Raw genomic sequence first — 17,104 nt, 5'->3', positions numbered from 1 at the left:
TTTTTGGGTTCTATGTGGAAGTAATCAATCTCTATTGAACAGGGAGGGTCATCTCACCTGTAGTGGTATCCCCATTTCGAGTTTGATAAGAATACTCGATAGTTACAGAGTTTACATTGCTTGATTCATTATCTTGCAAATAGAAAGAGCCATATAAATTGACTTCATAATAGGACAAGCCCTCTTCAAAAGCAGTTCCTAAAAGAATCTCATTCGACGAATATACATTGACGTTTTCATTATCTGAAACAGATACCACCACATGCCTAAGGTCTGCACTTGGGCTATTGCCAGAGGTAATAATAGATCTTAAACGACTATCCTCTGCTTCCACGACTCCATTTCTAGTAACAGATACGACACGAATATACAAAGTTTGCAAACCGACAATTGACGGAGGAAAATATAAATAAACTTCGCCAGCCCCTCTACCTCCGAATGATCCGAAGCCTGCAGAGTTTTCCGTTATGATCTCAACATTATTGGTTCGATAATTACGGTTATCGGCTTTAATCATAGCGGGGTTAAACTCACCCACTGAACCATTCTCACCAGCACTAAAACGGATGCTGTCATCAACAGATAAGTCTACTGATATCATCTGGTCACCTTCGGCATTCACCGTAAAGTCACCCACACTGTATTGATACGCCACTTGATCCAATAAAGGTTGAGCTGGTATTACCGTCAAACGTGTGCCATTTAGATCCATTGAGACATCTACAGGGACGGCACCTCCACGACGTAAGATTTGTGTCGAGCCACTACCATCTCTCACGATTCTTGAAGAACCATTTTCGAAAAGAGCCACCTCACTCGCTTCAATAGTGATGGGCTCAGAATAGAAAGCCTGAAGAGCACCCTCTGAATTAACACCCGCGTGCAATAAATTAACACTGCTGGACTGATCCGCAATTTTTGGCATAACGACCAAATCAATTACTGGACGGATATCAAATCCAACATAGGAATCAAGATTGTTAACATTACCAAATTGGACATTAACTCTATCTCGACCCGAACCGAAAATATCAATCGTTGCACTTTGATAATTTACATCGTTATACGTAAACGCAGGCATCCGCAAATCCGCTCCTTCTGGACGAACAAGCGCCTCAACAATGTGTTGACCTAAAGCCTCATCATAGCGAGACTCACTAAGGGCCACCGAATCATCGTTATAAAATATTGCGGTTGGAATGGGTTGCAATTGCTCATCAAGTACTGAAATACGAAACTCGATGGCGCCTCTAACACCCACTTCTAATTCCAAAGTTCCCAGCCAATCCGTATTCGCTTCCGCAATGGTTAAGACACCATCTACTGTAGTAACACCAAAGCGGGCACTATGGTAATCCTCAAGACCATCGCCATCCACATCCAAATCTAACAATACATTCGTATCAATGTGCTGAGGGAGCGTAATTTCATAAACGCCTCGCTCACTGTTGAATGTACTTCTATGGGCATAATCTTGATAACTGGAAGCACCATTGTAGCGATAATAGCGGCCTTCTTGTAATTCAGCGTGAGAATGAGCATAAAACTCAAGATTCGAAATAACCTCTTGTGTTTCTTCATTAACGACGGAAAAATCCACCGTGATAGGTTGAGAGACTTTCAGCAAGCCAATATCTTCATAATTATCTGAGCCAAGATAACCATTTAACTCAGAATAAAAAACACGCTGCATAAATTCGCCATTCGTGCTTGAAATAATAAACTCCAAGTCCGCTCCTGCTGGTAGCTCAGGCAATTCAAAACGTCCATTTTCTGCTTCATAAGAATCAATCAACACTGTATCACCACGTTTTACCGTGATTGACGCAGAAGACACCTCTCGCTCATCGTAGGCATCCACTACTCTTCCACGAGCGGTTACCGTTATCTCTTCATAAGTGACTGTAACGTCATCATTATTATTGTCTTCCACTTCCAGACAACCAGAAAGGGCGGCGACAACACCAAGCAGAAGGGTGTTGAATAATTTATTCATAACTCAATCCTGATAAATTTCAAACGTAGGGAAACTCAGCATTCCTAAGAGTTTCGAGTGTAATGGAGTATAAAAACGACCAACCGACGGTGGGCAATAACAATCTGTCACCGACGTATTTCACAAGCGAAATGAAAAATTAAGTTCGTTTTATATGAGAAAAATGAGCGCCGGATTATCGTTAAAATGCAAACTGGTTCAATAATACTTATGTTAAGATTTGTAAAGAAGGCTAAAATTCACTCAACCAATGGCAATTTAGCACACAAATAATGAAGACCATGCGGTCACAGATGGATATTGATTTAAAATAAAGCGCTTTAGAAAAAGTCATTAAGAAGAAGAGAACACAATGGAAAACTACCAACTTGTTTTAACAGAACACTTAAACCACTACGGCTACTTATTTGGTGGAACACTATTAAAATGGGTCGATGAATCTGCCTATATGGCCGCAAGGTTGGATCACCCAGGCAAGCGCTTTGTTACCGCCGGAATGAACGAAGTCAGTTTTAAGCGACAGGTGGAATTAGGCAGCATTGTGATGTTTGATGCGAAAAAAATCGCCATGGGAAATACTTCAGTGACCTATGAAGTCAATGTGATGGTAGCCAGCTCACTGAGCACCCCCGACGAGCCTATTTTTTCAACTCAAGTCACTCTGGTGTGTATTGATGAAGCCGGAAACAAATTCAGCTTAATGGAAGGTGTAGGTAATTAATACCTAATGCTTAGAGTACTGTAGATTACTGTCCAAGCCTGCAAGATACTGCTGATTAAATTCCATTATCGTTAGAGGCTTGGAGAAATAATGCCCTTGAAGGCATTCAACGCCTTGCTGAACACAATAATTCACCATATCTATGGTTTCAACACCTTCTGCAACCGAGTGCAACCCCATGGTATTCACCATTTTTAATAATCCTGAGAATAGTGCCTTGTCTTTTTCATTATGTTGAGACGACGGAATAATGGATCGGTCTATCTTTAATGTCGATATTGGAAAATTCCGTAAATAGGTAATGGAAGAATAGCCTGTACCAAAATCATCAAGAGCAATGCTACACCCTAAACTACTCAATGTTTCAAGGGTATGAATCGCCAACTGATTCACCTCCAATAATGCCGTTTCTGAAAGCTCAAATTCAATACAAGAAGGTGATACTCCAAAACGCTGGCAACAATCAACAATATATTCTGGCAAGTTGGGATCTGTCAGTTGTACACCCGATAAATTAATAGCAATATTAACATCCACTGTAAATTGCTGCTTCCAAACAAAAACTTGTTCGACAGCTCGGCTTATCACCCACCGACCAATGATACAAATTTTACGAGAATCTTCAGCAATCGTTAAAAAATCCTGGGGTGTTATGATAATGCCGCGCCTGCGCCACCTTAACAATACTTCACAGCGAACCAAATTACCGTCCTTAGCATTCACAATTGGTTGATAAAGTAAGAAAAACTCTTCCCGTTTCAAACCCATCATCAAACCAGACTCCATACTGATTCGATTCTCTACTTCTTTTTGTAAACCTTTTTCAAAAAAGCGTGTATTGCCTTTTCCTTCTTTTTTTGAGCGATACATAGCAATATCAGCTTGCTTCATTAATTCTTCCGATGCCAGCGCATTCTCTTTTTTACATACGGTAATGCCAATACTCACCGTTACCCACACTTCCTTATCATTTAGGAAAAAAGGCTCCCCTAATGCCATGTGAATACGATCAGCAATTTTTCTTGCACCATGAAGATCTTTATCTTCTTTCACCAAAATGACAAACTCATCCCCCCCCAATCGTGCAAAAAGCTCATCTCCTCGCAAATGCTCATTAACACGCTGACATACATTCACCAACAACAAATCTCCCACACTATGGCCTAATGTATCATTGATAAATTTAAAGTTATCAATATCAAACAGCAGTAAAGACAAATATTTATTCGAACGCTGAACATTCGCTATGGCCAATTTTAACGACTCTTCAAAGAGGTATCTATTTGCTAAAGAAGTCAGCTGATCACGTTCCGCCAAATATTTTACCTGAAAATAGCTCTCCCGAAGCTTATTTTCCAAGTCGAAGCGTTTCTTCGCCTGCACAATTACACGTCGCAAACGACTGGAATTTATTTCTTTTTTCAAAATAAAATCTTGAGCTCCGGCATCAATACACTCTAGGGCTAAATTCTCATCCTCACTGTTACTCATCATCACAACCACATTTTTTCGGGCACGCTCTCCCACGCCAAGCGCGAGAATAAAATCCACTCCATTTTTTTTGGGCATACGATAATCAAGCAAAATAACATCAAACTTTTCCTGAGCACATTGATCAAGCGCATCATCGACAGAAGACGCTTCCAACACTTGCAACTCCTGAGAAAAACCGAACAAAGAGCGTTTGACCATTTCACGATCTACAGCATCGTCATCCACTAACAAAAAATTCATACCCGACCTCTATAACCCTTTAAAATAACAGTTAGAAAACCAGTCACTCCCACAAATCAAGCAAAAATCAAACAAAAGCAAAATCCTTAAACTTTTAAATAAACCCATAAAAAAAGTAAAACCAAAAAGCGCTTTAACAGAACACTCAAATCATACAACGACCCCCAAGTCAAACACTATCAACATTTCTAAGGCAATTAATATAATCCTCAAAAAACACTTATAAAATTACACTAAAATCATCCAAAAAAAGAAAAAAAATGCCATAAACGACAGAAAATCAAAAAACTCACCACCACATAAAATTTAATACACCCCACCCTGCATCACTGCCATACTTTAGAAATTTATGCACCCCAAGCACCTCTATAAGAATAAACCAAAAAAAATGACACATTGAAAAAAGGATAAAAACTGCTATGAAATTTTCCCACAACGATGTTTTACAAGCAGTTATGAAAACCGTTATCGATGGACTCATCATTATTGATCAAAATGGAATTATCTTAGCATTCAACGACTCTGCATCGCGTATTTTTGGTTATAAATCTAGCGAAGTTTTAAATAAAAATGTCAAAATTTTAATGCCAGATCCTTATCATTCTGAGCATGATCAATATTTAAGCAACCATCTTAAAACTGGTATTAAGAAAGTTATCGGAAAAGGGCGAGAAATCATTGCCAGACGTAAGTCAGGAGAACAATTTCCAATGGAGCTCGGTGTGAATGGCATGGAACTGGATGGAGAAAAATTTTTTGTAGGAACGATAAGAGATATTAGTGAGAGAAAACTAGCCGAAAAAGACATTAAAGATCATGCCGAGCGATCACAGGCGATTATGAACACCGTATTGGATGGGCTAATTATCATCGATCACTTGGGTATTATTCAAGAATTCAACCCTTCCGCTTCACGAATATTCGGCTATACGCGTGAGGAAGTATTAGGCAACAACGTCAAAATACTCATGCCTGAACCCTATCGTTCGGAGCATGACACTTACCTGAGCAATTATGAAAGCACGGGGGAAAAAAAGGTTATTGGCATGGGTAGAGAGATACTAGCCTGTCGAAAATCAGGGGAAGTCTTCCCCATGGAATTAGGCGTTAACAAACTAGAAACCTTTAAAGAAACACTTTATGTTGGCACCATTCGAGACATCACTACCAAAAAAGAAGCAGAAAAATCCATTGAACAATTTATTAAAAATCTTGAAACCAGCAACCAAGAATTAGATCAGTTTGCCTATATTGCTTCTCATGATTTAAAAGAGCCCCTTCGAGGCATTGCCAATAACGCTCAATTTTTACAAGAAGATTATGCTGCACTCATTGAGGAAGGTGGGAACCGACGCATAAATAGAATAAACTTTCTCTGCAGGCGAATGGAACGATTAGTCGATGAATTGCTTTATTACTCTCGCCTTGGTCGACAAGCCCTGGCTATTCAGGAGTGCAATATTAAAGATCTCGTAACGGATGTCATTGAAACGGTTATTGAACCTGATTCACAGGATATACACATCAAACTAGAAGACGATTTACCGACTATTTACTGTGACAAGCCAAGAACAAGAGAGCTTTTTAGAAACCTCATCGTTAACGCCATAAAATATAACAATAAACCTCAAAAAAATATTCATATAGGCTATAAATCAATTAAAAATCCGAATGACGAAGAAACTTATCAAGCATTCTATATTGAAGACAACGGCATTGGCATTGATAAACGCTTCCACAGCGACATCTTTAAAATTTTTAAAAGGCTTAATGAAGAAAGTGAAATTACCAAAGGATCAGGCGTTGGCCTCACCTTCGTCAAAAAAATTGTCGAAAAACATAATGGAGAAATATGGCTAGACTCTAGAATAGATGAAGGTACAATCTTTTATTTCACCTTAAAGTCGAAAAACCAAGAATTTAAGGAGGGTGTTTAATTTGGAAGACCTTTCAACAATATTATTGATTGATGACAATATTGATGACTACGAAGCCACAGAACGTAGTTTCAGAAAGAATCACATCATCAACCCAATAAAATGGTGCCAATCAGGCCAAGAAGCCAAAGATTACCTATTTAAAGAAGGGCGGTATCATAACGACATATCATCTCCTCCGACATTAATTTTACTGGATTTAAACATGCCAGGAATAGACGGAAGAGAATTACTTAAAATCATCAAAAAAAATACGTCCCTAAAATCCATTCCTGTGATTATTTTGACCACCTCAAAAGACGAGAATGACATTGATATTTGTTATGCAAGTGGCGCAAGCACTTATATACAAAAACCCATTGACATGAATGGCTTAACAGATGTAGTTCACAAATTTAAACAGTATTGGTTTAATGTTGCCATATTACCTCGCCATTTAAATAAATCAACTTTATGACTCAATCATCACACAACATTCTTATCATTGATAAAAGCGCAGAATATATCGCTTTTAAACTGAACGACTTTTATCAAGATAGACCAGAACATTTTGAAATATCATTAACAAAAAGCCACAAAGAAGCACTCACACAATTTCCTCAAGGTACCACCCACTTCAGCTGTATAGCATTAGAGTACAACTTAAAAGAAGGGGCTCGGTTAACAACACTTCTTGAATTACAAGAATACTACCCCAACACCCCCATCATTGCACTTTGCGATAACATTGACAAACACACCATTTCTCAGCTACTCCAACATGGCGCCCACGACTGTATTTACAAACGCTACACACTTTTTAATACGCTTTCAGAAAGTATTATGAATGCTTTATCAGAAACATCACCCGCCCACAACAGCAATCTTTTTTCTATTTTAATTATTGATGACAATCCTGATGACCGTGAGCTTTGCATAAGGCAATTGAAAAAAAACGATCAGTATCAGTACTGCTTTAATGAAGCAGCCTCGGGGCTTTCTGGCATTCAACGCATTAATGAAGAAATACCTGACTGTGTATTACTGGATTATTCCATGCCAAATGAATCGGGCATTGACATCATTAAAACACTGTCAAAAAAATACCCTTTTCTTGCCATTATTATGATGACAGGACAAGGTGATGAAAATATTGCAGTACAAAGCATCAAGCATGGCGCTCAAAATTACATCGTTAAAAACGACATATCCCCTACACTATTAAAGAATGTTGTGCATTCTGCAATTGAAACCAAGAAGCTGGAAGCCAATTACGCCACCATTGACACCAAACTCTCTTCCGCCCGAGACCAACTCGCAGACGCCCTTAATTTCCAACAATTGATATTAGACAGCAGCCCCTTTTACCTTTTTGTACAAGACAGCCACCACAATATTGTGCAAGCAAACAAGCACTTTTTATCGCTCCATCCAGAAAGCTCACAAAGTAAAGTCATCGGCAACCCCATTAGCCCTTCACTGATTAATGAAAACAGAGAAGAGTTTATCAGAACCAACAATGAAGCCCTGAATACCGGATTGAGTGAAGCTATCAATACTTCTATTTTTCCGAATGGGACGAGAAAAACACTACACATTCGAAAAACTCGTTTTTCAGATGCCCAAGGCAACCCTTTCATTCTTACCATATGGAACGACGTGACCGAAAGAGAGCGCCTTATTGAGCACCTAAAACAGTCCAATCAAGACTTGGATCAGTTTGCCTACATCGCCTCCCATGATTTACGCTCACCCATTAACGCCATCTCAAAATTGACCTCATGGATAGAGCAGGATTGCCAAAGTCTATTACCAGAAGAAAGTCAAAAACATTTTGAGCTCATCAAAAATAGAGCTCAGCGCATGGATAAATTACTGTCCGACCTATTAGCGTATTCGAGACTAAGCAAGTTAAACGCCAACCCCAAGCAAATATCGCTAAAAAGTTTTGTGAATGACTTGCTTCTACTTATTGATAATTCAGATAACTTTATCATTAAGACAACTGAGACATCACTCTTCTTACCTGAAGTTCCACTACGAATGGTACTACAAAATCTTATTTCAAACGCAATTAAACATCACCCTAATACTACCGGAAAGATTGATATCACCTGCAAAAAAAGCGATCATGATTACTATATTGATGTTACTGACGATGGCGCAGGTATTGACCCACAGTATCACACTCAGATCTTTGAACTTTTCCAAACATTAAAATCGAGAGATGAAAAAGAAGGCAGCGGCATGGGACTATCGTTTGTCAAAAAAATGCTCGATAATTTTGGTGGAAACATCACCTTAACGTCGAGCATAGGCGCAGGCTCAACCTTCCATATTCATTGGCCAACACCCATCGCACAAACAGAATGTTTGTCTCATCAACATCAAAAACATTAATTCGCCTATGCACGCCAAAAGCGCTATCTCCGAAATCACCGTGTTTGTCGTTGAAGATGATGACGTCGACTTTATGACGATCGAACGCAGCTTCCATCATGAACGTATCGCCAACACTATTATACGAGCGAAAGATGGTATCGAAGCCTTTGAACTTATGAAAAACGACAAAATACCCCAGCCTTATATTACGCTGCTGGACTTGCGAATGCCTAGACTTGATGGGTTAGGATTGTTAAATAAAATCCGGAGTGATGATTCTCTAAAAAGCACGACTATTTTTGTATTGACAACCTCTTCTGATGACACCGACATCAACAAAAGTTATGAGAGAAATGTCGCAGGGTATTTCGTTAAAGATCAAGTAGGAAAAGAATTTATTGACATGATTCAAATGCTGGAAGGCTATTGGCGAATTGTGCATCTACCCCACCAAAACGACACATAAAGTCCACCTAAACAACACATAAATTCCACCTAAAACCGATGTAGAAAGTAAATACAAATAGCCGCACAGAATATAAAAGAAAAGGGCGCTATCACTAGCGCCCAAAGCAACACCTTAGGGAATGTGAAACTATATACACCATGCAAAAACATATCAGACAAACTGGGAGTGAATTGAATGATATGGTTTACTTGCTGCATATAATTATAGAGTGTCTCCTCTATTACTTAGTTCCCCAGGAAATAACTTTTTTCTTGCTTTCCTAAAAAAGTGATTTATTTCCAGCCCACCCGAGAAGGGTGACACCCGCAACCTCAATACAATTGATAAATTACTTTAATGCTTTTAACAGATTGGCTCGTGCCTGTTGCTCAAATCGTTCAAAAAACCATTCTGTGTGAAAAATACGGGGCTGTTGCAAGACATCGCGTAAGAATTTACGCCGGCCAATTTTGTAGAGCAGTGTTGGCACACGGCGAAATTCAGCTCTTACACGATTTGAATAGGTTTGAAACTCCGAAGGCTCTGAGCCTAATATGGCCATATCGGCATCCAATACCGCTTTAAACGCCTCGTCACTGTTAACCGGTGGCAGATGGGACTTTGTGGCTAAGATAATCGCCGTCGCCCGAAGGATAATAGAAGTTTTCACCCCTAAAGATTCCATCACCTCTTGAGCAACAGCCGCACTCAAACTTTCATTGTCTTTCGCGCCAGGTTGGTAGATGTAATCATGAAACCAAACCGCCCAGTGTGCCGCCACATCGTCTATGTTTGCAGCATTGAGTAAGTTAAGCATGGAAGCGATGTGCTCCAACGTATGGTAGCTTCGGTGTGCTTCTTCATAAGCGCTGACTAAAGCCTTAAACCACTGCGCAGCCTGCTGCTTTATATCAGGGCTAGAAAGCCATTGCTCACCCAATGTGGTATTCATGAGTTCATACCAAAGGTGCTCTAATGGAGCCTCTGCGGCGACTGTTTGCTCTGTCATTATTTACGTCTTAGTTCTCTTAATGGCTTAAGTATCTTAATTTTTATGGCAGAGCGGATTTAAGCTTTGCCTCATTTTTGCCGAATGCCTCAGTGAATACTCACTCTAAATACTCGATAAGTGAACATACAATGAAGGACGATTCCGACTCTTTGAACTCATCGTTACAAATGGTGGTCGAACCATCACAATTCAGTATCATGACCTTTTTATTGCGATTTCCGAGGCACTTTTTCAGCGACTCTTTTTCTATCTAACCACTCTTTTTCTAACCACTCTTTTTCTAACCACTCTTTTTCTAACCACTCTTTTTCCAACCACTCGTGATAAAAAGGGTAATGTATGGGGGCATCATTTCTTGAACAAATTTCATTCAAACTCGACTCTTCAGCTATCGTCTCACGCGCTCCTTCAACGAAATAGAAGGCGCTATCTCCTTGTAAAACTGAGCTTATTATTCAGCATCTTCCTCCTTTCTCCTTACCTCATTGCACAAACACTTTCACAATCAACTTCGCTTTCATCAAAGCTCCCGGCTCCTAAATCTTCAGCCCCTAAATCCTCAGCCCCTAAATTCATAGACACACGGAGTGGCCGATGGTTTCTTGCATGGAATGATGAGTTTGAAGGGAATCGCATTGATACTGACAAATGGAGCCTCGAAATCAACGCAGAGGGCGGCGACAACAACGAGCTACAGTATTATACCGAGCGAAAAGAAAATGCTTGGGTAGAAAGTGGACAACTGCACATTAGAGCTATCAAAGAGGAGTTTCTGTATAAAGGTATTACCCGACAATACACGTCGGCACGACTGCGAACCTTTGATAAAGCCGACTGGACCTACGGGCGCTTTGAAATTCGAGCCAAACTGCCCCATGGACAAGGGCTATGGCCAGCCGTTTCGATGCTGCCGAACACCTGCCAAACATCGTGTGGCGAGATCCATATTATGGAAGCGATCAACCTACGAAAAAGCGGTAAAAACGAAGTGTTCGGCACCCTCCTCCACGGCGATAACTTCCCGAAAAACATTCATACCACGAAAACTTTCAGCCCCAAAACCAGCGTAGTGGATACATTCCATACCTACGCCATTGAGTGGGAAAAGGGAGAAATCCGTTGGTATATTGATGGCGAACATTACCAAACACAAAAGTATACCTCAGCAGGAGCTTACCCTGCCCCCTTCAACCAATCGTTTTATCTTATTTTAAACGTCGCCGTGGGTGGAGATCTCCCAGGTGGCCCCACGCCCCAAACACCATTCCCTCAAACGATGGAAGTGGATTATGTACGGGTCTTTCAAAAACCGCCTTCTATCACACCTCCAAAGAGTGACATCGCTACCTTTTAAATATTCATTAAATACTCAAAAACCTAAAGAGCCGGTATTACAAGGCCTTCTCATAAAGATCAAGCTGTGGAGGGCCAAGATAAATTTCTTTTCTAGCGCCTGCATTAGCATGCGCTTTTCTGAACGCCTCAGATTGTGTCCAAGCTTCAAACGCCTCCTTGGACTCCCATGTGGAGTGAGAAGCAAATGACGTATACTCTTCATGACTTGAGCCACGCAATAAATGAAATTCTTTGAACCCAGGTACACTTGCAAGATACGTATTTCTTCCTTCCCAAATATCAATAAATTCCTGTTCACACCCGAGCTTTATTTTAAACTTGTTCATTGCAATAAACATATTCGACCTCATTTAGTCAGGAAAGGCTCTGTCATTGTTGAAGGGTAATACAGACCAATAAAATAAGAGCAGATTCAAAAATCCAATCACATCACATAACCCATTTGCAGTGAAACGCCACGCGCTCCATTGCCATCACTGGCGGCAAAATCAAAAACAAAACGACGAAACTGCAGGCCAACACCAAGCGAATAAATGTCATCGCGAGTTTCTTCTATGTCGTAACGGTATCCTCCTCGAAGAAAAACCGGCCCCCAGACATTCCATTCTCCCCCTAGCGAAAGGTCTTGAGTGGAAAGGTTAGTGCCAATAATATCCACTTTAGTCACATCCACATCCATGCCCACCTGCCAGGTATTCCGCACATACCCCAACCCCATTCGAGTTTTCGGCTCAAGCGTTACCGTCTGCCCGGTCTCACTATCAAAATCTTTGGAAATCACATCTTTAACGGATAAACCAAATCGATAGTAGTCGGCAAATTCCGTCGCCATTCCAAAGTCAAAATTTAATGCTCGTAAATTTTCATCACTGACGTCACTGTCAATATTTCCTGTGTCCAAATCCAGTTGGGCATCAAAGGTTCTCAATATCATAAACTTCGGTGTCACACCCACAGCAATCGGGTGTCCGAATAGGTTATACTCTTTTGCAAAAGAAACACCCACCTCCGCAATGGCCAAACCTGCCGCTGTAGCCGTGGACGTTAACGAATCTGTTGGGTCAATTAAGCTTCCATCCGCATTAAACAACTCGGGGTGAGCAACACCCTCTTCCCCTGATGAACCCACAAATAATAAGGCTTCCGTATAATCTTCAAGAAGCGCGAGATCTTCCTCAGTTACATCAGGAAAGGCACCACCAATCACCCTCGCGCCAATATAAAACCCACCGCCTTCTCGATCCCCAGGTTCGGTGATGGATAATCCACTAAACCCATTCGCAAACAAGCTTTCGTCGTTTAACTCCGATATCGCTCGTAGCAGCTCATCGGCAGAATCCACGACGGCTAACGCATTGTTAATGGTCTGGGAATTGTTAAACTCATTCACCGAATCGGTTAAACGCTCATCCAGCTCATCTTCTTCAATGTCCACCGCGTCGAATACACTGCGCGATATTTCAGCGGTGATGACAGGGAAATAAATTCGTCCATCTCGGGTTTTGTCTTCATCTCCATCGTGCAAAGCCAGCAGTGCTGGGTTGTAAAATAGCCCGTTATCAGTGGAGCCTATCGCCGTTGCCGTGCCTCCCATACCCAAGCCACGAGCATCATAAATACCATAACCTTGAGCAACGACATTCACACTCGACAATACAAAAGCAGGCGCCATTGCAATTGCCATTCGATTTTTTACCCATTGGAATCCGATAGTCACTTTCTCTCTCTACCCCTACTCAAACTAAAACCTAGAACCACACTAAAACCTAGAGCCACACTAAAACCTAGAGCCCACGCCTTTTCATTAAAGGCTTTAACCCACCATCTTTATTCTCTTCAATACTACCTAATTTACGCATCAATAGCCTTATCAGAACCCATAACCGGTGAAAACCTTCTCACGTTTCCTACACTTTTGCGCAAAGCCAGCGAAGTGAGCCAATAGGCGAAATCACGATAACCCCAATTAAGCTCAGTATATCCAGTGATCAAAGCTCGACCTTACCAGAGAGAATATAGATAAGAATGTTTGACAAATATCGCAAAAATGGCACTTTCCTTACTATAGTTGACATACTTAATGTTCTTTTTGTTAGTACACTACTCATCAATAGGTAATTTATTTGTGGGTAGGTACTATTTTTGGGTAGGTACTATTTGTGGGTGTGCATTATTCATTATTGAGGGTGCATAAGCACATTCACTGTTATTCACCACTTCTACAAGAAATACCGTTTACAAGAACGACTGTTTATAAAAACCGTTCTAAAAACTGCCACAAGTAACGACGTACAAATAGCATACAAGTAAGGACGACAAGGCATGGCCATTTTAGCCACCACCACAGACGGACAACGCTATCGATTAGAAATCGCTTGGCCAAACATGCCATCGCCCTCTTCCTTCCACTTCCGTTATTTTGAATGCATCGAATTCGTCAAAGCCTTACCGACTTCAGAATTACAGCGGATTTATGACGAATATTTCGGGTTACAGAAAGACATTTATAAACCGTTTTTTATGTCAGGCCGCACGCCCGATATAAAAGACGAAGCCAATCGTTACATAAGCGATCCTAAATACCCCACCCCGACTAAATTTACCCAACTCCAAAAAGACATTTTTCTTGCGCTGGTGCACAACCGCTTAAGCATTAATGAAGCCCCGCTTTCTTTACAGGAATTGAGCAACGAAACGGCGCTATTGCGCCAAAAAATTCAATTGGCATTGCGCCAAATTATTGCCCAGGAACAAGCCGAAGCGGCGCAAATAGACGCGGATTACCAACAACGTTCTGCGTTGGGTAAAGCCGGTGCTCATGTTCAATCGTTTGGCGAGACGCTGGGGGAGGCGGCTTGGGGCTTGGCCATCTGGGCAAAAGATATTGTTGAAATAGCACAAAAAGTCTCGCCTCAACATTTGTCCTACGTTGCGTCAAAATCCGTTTACGATTACGCCGCGCACAATAAAAGTTTCGAAAACTCGCGAGATGACTACCTTACTGGCTTAAAGAAAGAAGTCGTGGATGTATTAGGGTTCGACCCCACTAAAATTACCCTCGCCCAATTTGAGCAAGCCATGGACGTGGCCACCTTAATTTACGACGACCCCACCTTGCGGCAAATGATAGGGGAATTTACCAAAGATTATGTGGCCGCCCAGCACAGCCTAGAGTGGACAGAAATGGCGGGCGGAGGTGTGTTCGAAATTATCCTCACTATTGTCTTAGCTGCCGTCACCGGCGGTGTGGGCGCGACCGTTGCCATGGCAAAAAACCTTCGCTTACTCACGCACTTTAAAAAAGTGGGTGAGCTCATGCTGAAATTTGCCGAAGCACAAAAAAGTCGATTAAAAGCCTTAAAAAAATACTCTGCCAAAGCCGAAAAAGCCGATTACAAAGACATCCCTACCTCTAACAGCACCCCAGACACACCGACCTCAGACCCGTCCAAGCAAGGGCGAGAGGAAAGAATCGCAAACCAAAAACAGGCTGAAGCGGAGAAAAATAAACCCAAGGAATCCGATAATGCCACGGATGCCACAGGTACAAATGCTGACGGCGAACCGACCCAGTGCAATAGCAATGCCTGTGAAGGGGGTGAGCCCATCAATTTAAAAACCGGGGAAGAACGGTTAACTCTGGTGGATGCCACCTTGGAAGGCCCTCTACCGCTCACCTTGGCCAGAACCTATCGCAGTGGTAACCCGCAAGACTCCACTTTGGGATTTGGCTGGAGCCACCCTTTAGCCGAAAAGATAGTCTGGAAAGATGACGACCAACCGTTGCAATTTCACGATGGCGAAGGGCGCATCATTGAATTTCCCATCCCCGGTGCCAGTAACCAAAGCCACAATGTGGTGGAAGGCCTGACGCTCATTCGTGTCAATGATCGACACTGGGTGATCACTCCCTACGGTGCCCCCGATGGCATTCAAAAACATTTTGAATCCCACACCCCTTTTTCTGCGGAATTTTCACTGACAGAAATTAATGACGATTACAAAAATCGTCATGTTTTTCGTTACCGTGAAGATGAACAACACGGCAAACGCCTCTCGGTAATTCAATCGTCTTTGGGCGACACGCTACATTTAATCCCATCGTCCTGCGGTCGTATTGAAAAAGTCATTCGCAAAACCGCCGACGGGCAACAATCGACACTGGTCCAATACCAATACAATGAACACGGCGATTTAATTTGTGCCACCGATGCCAGTGGCAACAGCGAACATTACGAATACCACCAACACATTATTACTCAACGCACGTTAAAAACGGGGTATCACTTTTATTTTGAATGGGACAAAACAGGCCCTGGTGCCAAATGCACTCGCCAATGGGGCGACGACATTCATGGCGTACCCACTTATCATTACCAATTTGCGTGGGACGATGATGGCAAAGGCGTGACCGTCACCGATACCCGTGGCGGAGAAGAAACCTATCGCTTTAACGACCGAGCGTTACCGGTCTACCACAAAGACCCAATGGGCGCCGAAACCCATTACCACTACAATGCCCTCGGCCAATTACTGCAAACGGATTTACCCGCTCACCATAACGAGCGCCGCACGGAACAATTCGAATACGACAAACAAGGTCGCCTCAGTAAAAAAATCGACGTGGCCGGTAACGAGCACACCATTGCCTACAACGCCAGTGGCCTGCCCAGCAAAATCACCAATCCAGACGGTCACACCTGGGAGCGTCGCTACAATTTGCGCGGGCAAATTAAAGCCACCATCGACCCGCTGGGCAATAAAACCACCTACACCTACAACCCCATCGGGTTGGTTGGCAGCGTAACCGATGCCTTAGGCAACACCACTCGCTACCTCTGGAACAACCACGGCAAACTCACCGCCGTGCACGACCCCATGGGGCGCACCCAGCATTATGTGTATGACAACGCCCAGCGGTTAATTGAAGTTAAACACGCACAAAAGCAATCGACTCATTACCAATACGACTCGCTCGATCGCATCAGTGCGGTAACGACACCCGACGGCGCCAAAACCCAATACCGCTATAACCCGCAAGGGTTAGTCTCAGAAATTATCGATGCCGAAGGCCGCAGTACCCAGTATTTTTACGATGGCTTAAGCCAAGTCTCGAAGCGCATTAATCCCGACGGCACCGCACTGCATTACGCTTATGATGGCGAGCGAAATTTAATTGGGTTATTAAACGAAAAGGGCGAACGCTACCAATTAAAATACGATTTAAAAGAACGCTTAACTGAAGAAGTGGGCTTTGATGGCCGTACCACCCGTTACGCCTATAACCAAGCGGGCCACTTAATTGCCAGCCGTGCGGTGATAGACCCGCAAAATGGCGACGGCATCGATACCTTATTCGAACGTGATCCGTTCGGCAGATTATTACGAGAAAATACCCCGGATGGCGTCACCGATTTTCAATACAATGCCTCCGGCCAATTAACCGAAGCCAAAAATGCACACCGCACCTTAAAGTGGACCTACGATGCCTGTGGGCGAGTGATTCATGATTGGCAAGGGCACGACAAACTCACTCATC

13 protein-coding genes are annotated in these 17,104 nt (G+C 42.3%); 7 read left to right on the top strand and 6 right to left on the bottom strand.

Annotation, left to right across the window (positions count from 1 at the left end; translation table 11 throughout):
* Nucleotides 1–31: 31 nt before the first annotated feature.
* A complete protein-coding gene (locus LU351_RS12345) occupies nucleotides 32–1,996 on the bottom strand; it encodes a hypothetical protein (protein WP_232594386.1) in 1,965 nt (654 codons plus the stop codon).
* A gap of 352 nt (nucleotides 1,997–2,348) precedes the next feature.
* On the opposite strand from LU351_RS12345, the gene LU351_RS12340 reads away from it, so the two are divergent.
* Nucleotides 2,349–2,717, top strand: coding sequence for an acyl-CoA thioesterase (locus LU351_RS12340; protein WP_232594385.1), 369 nt, complete (start codon nucleotides 2,349–2,351; stop codon nucleotides 2,715–2,717).
* A gap of 3 nt (nucleotides 2,718–2,720) precedes the next feature.
* On the opposite strand, the gene LU351_RS12335 is transcribed toward LU351_RS12340, so the two are convergent.
* Entirely contained in the window at nucleotides 2,721–4,451 is a 1,731-nt protein-coding gene (locus LU351_RS12335) for a two-component system response regulator (RefSeq protein ID WP_232594384.1), read from the bottom strand.
* Nucleotides 4,452–4,870: 419 nt separating this feature from the next.
* Between LU351_RS12335 and LU351_RS12330 the strand changes: the two genes are divergently transcribed.
* Genes LU351_RS12330 through LU351_RS12315 form a run of 4 tightly spaced genes read left to right on the top strand, consistent with a single transcriptional unit; the run spans nucleotide 4,871 to nucleotide 9,215 of the window.
* A complete protein-coding gene (locus tag LU351_RS12330) occupies nucleotides 4,871–6,388 on the top strand; it encodes a PAS domain-containing sensor histidine kinase (RefSeq protein ID WP_232594383.1) in 1,518 nt (505 codons plus the stop codon).
* Nucleotide 6,389: 1 nt separating this feature from the next.
* Entirely contained in the window at nucleotides 6,390–6,845 is a 456-nt protein-coding gene (locus LU351_RS12325) for a response regulator (RefSeq protein WP_232594382.1), read from the top strand.
* Nucleotides 6,842–8,767, top strand: coding sequence for a response regulator (locus LU351_RS12320; protein ID WP_232594381.1), 1,926 nt, complete (start codon nucleotides 6,842–6,844; stop codon nucleotides 8,765–8,767). Before LU351_RS12325 ends, LU351_RS12320 begins: the two co-directional genes overlap by 4 nt.
* A gap of 7 nt (nucleotides 8,768–8,774) precedes the next feature.
* Nucleotides 8,775–9,215, top strand: coding sequence for a response regulator (locus tag LU351_RS12315; protein ID WP_232594380.1), 441 nt, complete (start codon nucleotides 8,775–8,777; stop codon nucleotides 9,213–9,215).
* 331 nt (nucleotides 9,216–9,546) lie between these two features.
* On the opposite strand, the gene LU351_RS12310 is transcribed toward LU351_RS12315, so the two are convergent.
* A complete protein-coding gene (locus LU351_RS12310; RefSeq protein ID WP_232594379.1) occupies nucleotides 9,547–10,206 on the bottom strand; it encodes an HD domain-containing protein in 660 nt (219 codons plus the stop codon).
* Nucleotides 10,207–10,415: 209 nt separating this feature from the next.
* Nucleotides 10,416–10,583, bottom strand: a complete 168-nt coding sequence (locus tag LU351_RS12305; RefSeq protein ID WP_232594378.1) for a hypothetical protein — start codon at nucleotides 10,581–10,583, stop codon at nucleotides 10,416–10,418.
* On the opposite strand from LU351_RS12305, the gene LU351_RS12300 reads away from it, so the two are divergent.
* Nucleotides 10,565–11,563: a glycoside hydrolase family 16 protein gene (locus tag LU351_RS12300; protein ID WP_232594377.1), complete on the top strand. Its 999-nt coding sequence runs from the start codon at nucleotides 10,565–10,567 to the stop codon at nucleotides 11,561–11,563. The two genes, LU351_RS12305 and LU351_RS12300, sit on opposite strands and share 19 nt — an antisense overlap.
* 37 nt (nucleotides 11,564–11,600) lie before the next feature.
* Here LU351_RS12300 and LU351_RS12295 read toward each other — a convergent pair whose 3' ends face one another.
* Nucleotides 11,601–11,903, bottom strand: coding sequence for an antibiotic biosynthesis monooxygenase family protein (locus LU351_RS12295; RefSeq protein ID WP_232594376.1), 303 nt, complete (start codon nucleotides 11,901–11,903; stop codon nucleotides 11,601–11,603).
* 86 nt (nucleotides 11,904–11,989) lie between these two features.
* Entirely contained in the window at nucleotides 11,990–13,282 is a 1,293-nt protein-coding gene (traF, locus tag LU351_RS12290) for a conjugal transfer protein TraF (RefSeq protein WP_232594375.1), read from the bottom strand.
* A gap of 605 nt (nucleotides 13,283–13,887) precedes the next feature.
* On the opposite strand from traF, the gene LU351_RS12285 reads away from it, so the two are divergent.
* Nucleotides 13,888–17,104 (top strand): DUF6531 domain-containing protein (locus tag LU351_RS12285; RefSeq protein WP_232594374.1); only part of this gene is annotated, 3,217 nt, incomplete at its 3' end.

This window comes from Marinibactrum halimedae, assembly GCF_021234875.1.
Lineage (GTDB): Bacteria > Pseudomonadota > Gammaproteobacteria > Pseudomonadales > Cellvibrionaceae > Marinibactrum > Marinibactrum halimedae.
The sequence above is the reverse complement of the archived record's forward strand: the minus strand, read 5'-3'. Positions and strand labels throughout refer to the sequence as shown.

What these genes read in the sequence shown, in the direction of transcription:
- LU351_RS12335 (WP_232594384.1), bottom strand. Translation starts at nt 4,451, where the DNA reads ATGAATTTTTTGTTAGTGGATGACGATGCTGTAGATCGTGAAATGGTC.
- LU351_RS12340 (WP_232594385.1), top strand. Translation starts at nt 2,349, where the DNA reads ATGGAAAACTACCAACTTGTTTTAACAGAACACTTAAACCACTACGGC.
- LU351_RS12330 (WP_232594383.1), top strand. Translation starts at nt 4,871, where the DNA reads ATGAAATTTTCCCACAACGATGTTTTACAAGCAGTTATGAAAACCGTT.
- LU351_RS12295 (WP_232594376.1), bottom strand. Translation starts at nt 11,903, where the DNA reads ATGTTTATTGCAATGAACAAGTTTAAAATAAAGCTCGGGTGTGAACAG.
- LU351_RS12345 (WP_232594386.1), bottom strand. Translation starts at nt 1,996, where the DNA reads ATGAATAAATTATTCAACACCCTTCTGCTTGGTGTTGTCGCCGCCCTT.
- LU351_RS12315 (WP_232594380.1), top strand. Translation starts at nt 8,775, where the DNA reads ATGCACGCCAAAAGCGCTATCTCCGAAATCACCGTGTTTGTCGTTGAA.
- LU351_RS12320 (WP_232594381.1), top strand. Translation starts at nt 6,842, where the DNA reads ATGACTCAATCATCACACAACATTCTTATCATTGATAAAAGCGCAGAA.
- LU351_RS12310 (WP_232594379.1), bottom strand. Translation starts at nt 10,206, where the DNA reads ATGACAGAGCAAACAGTCGCCGCAGAGGCTCCATTAGAGCACCTTTGG.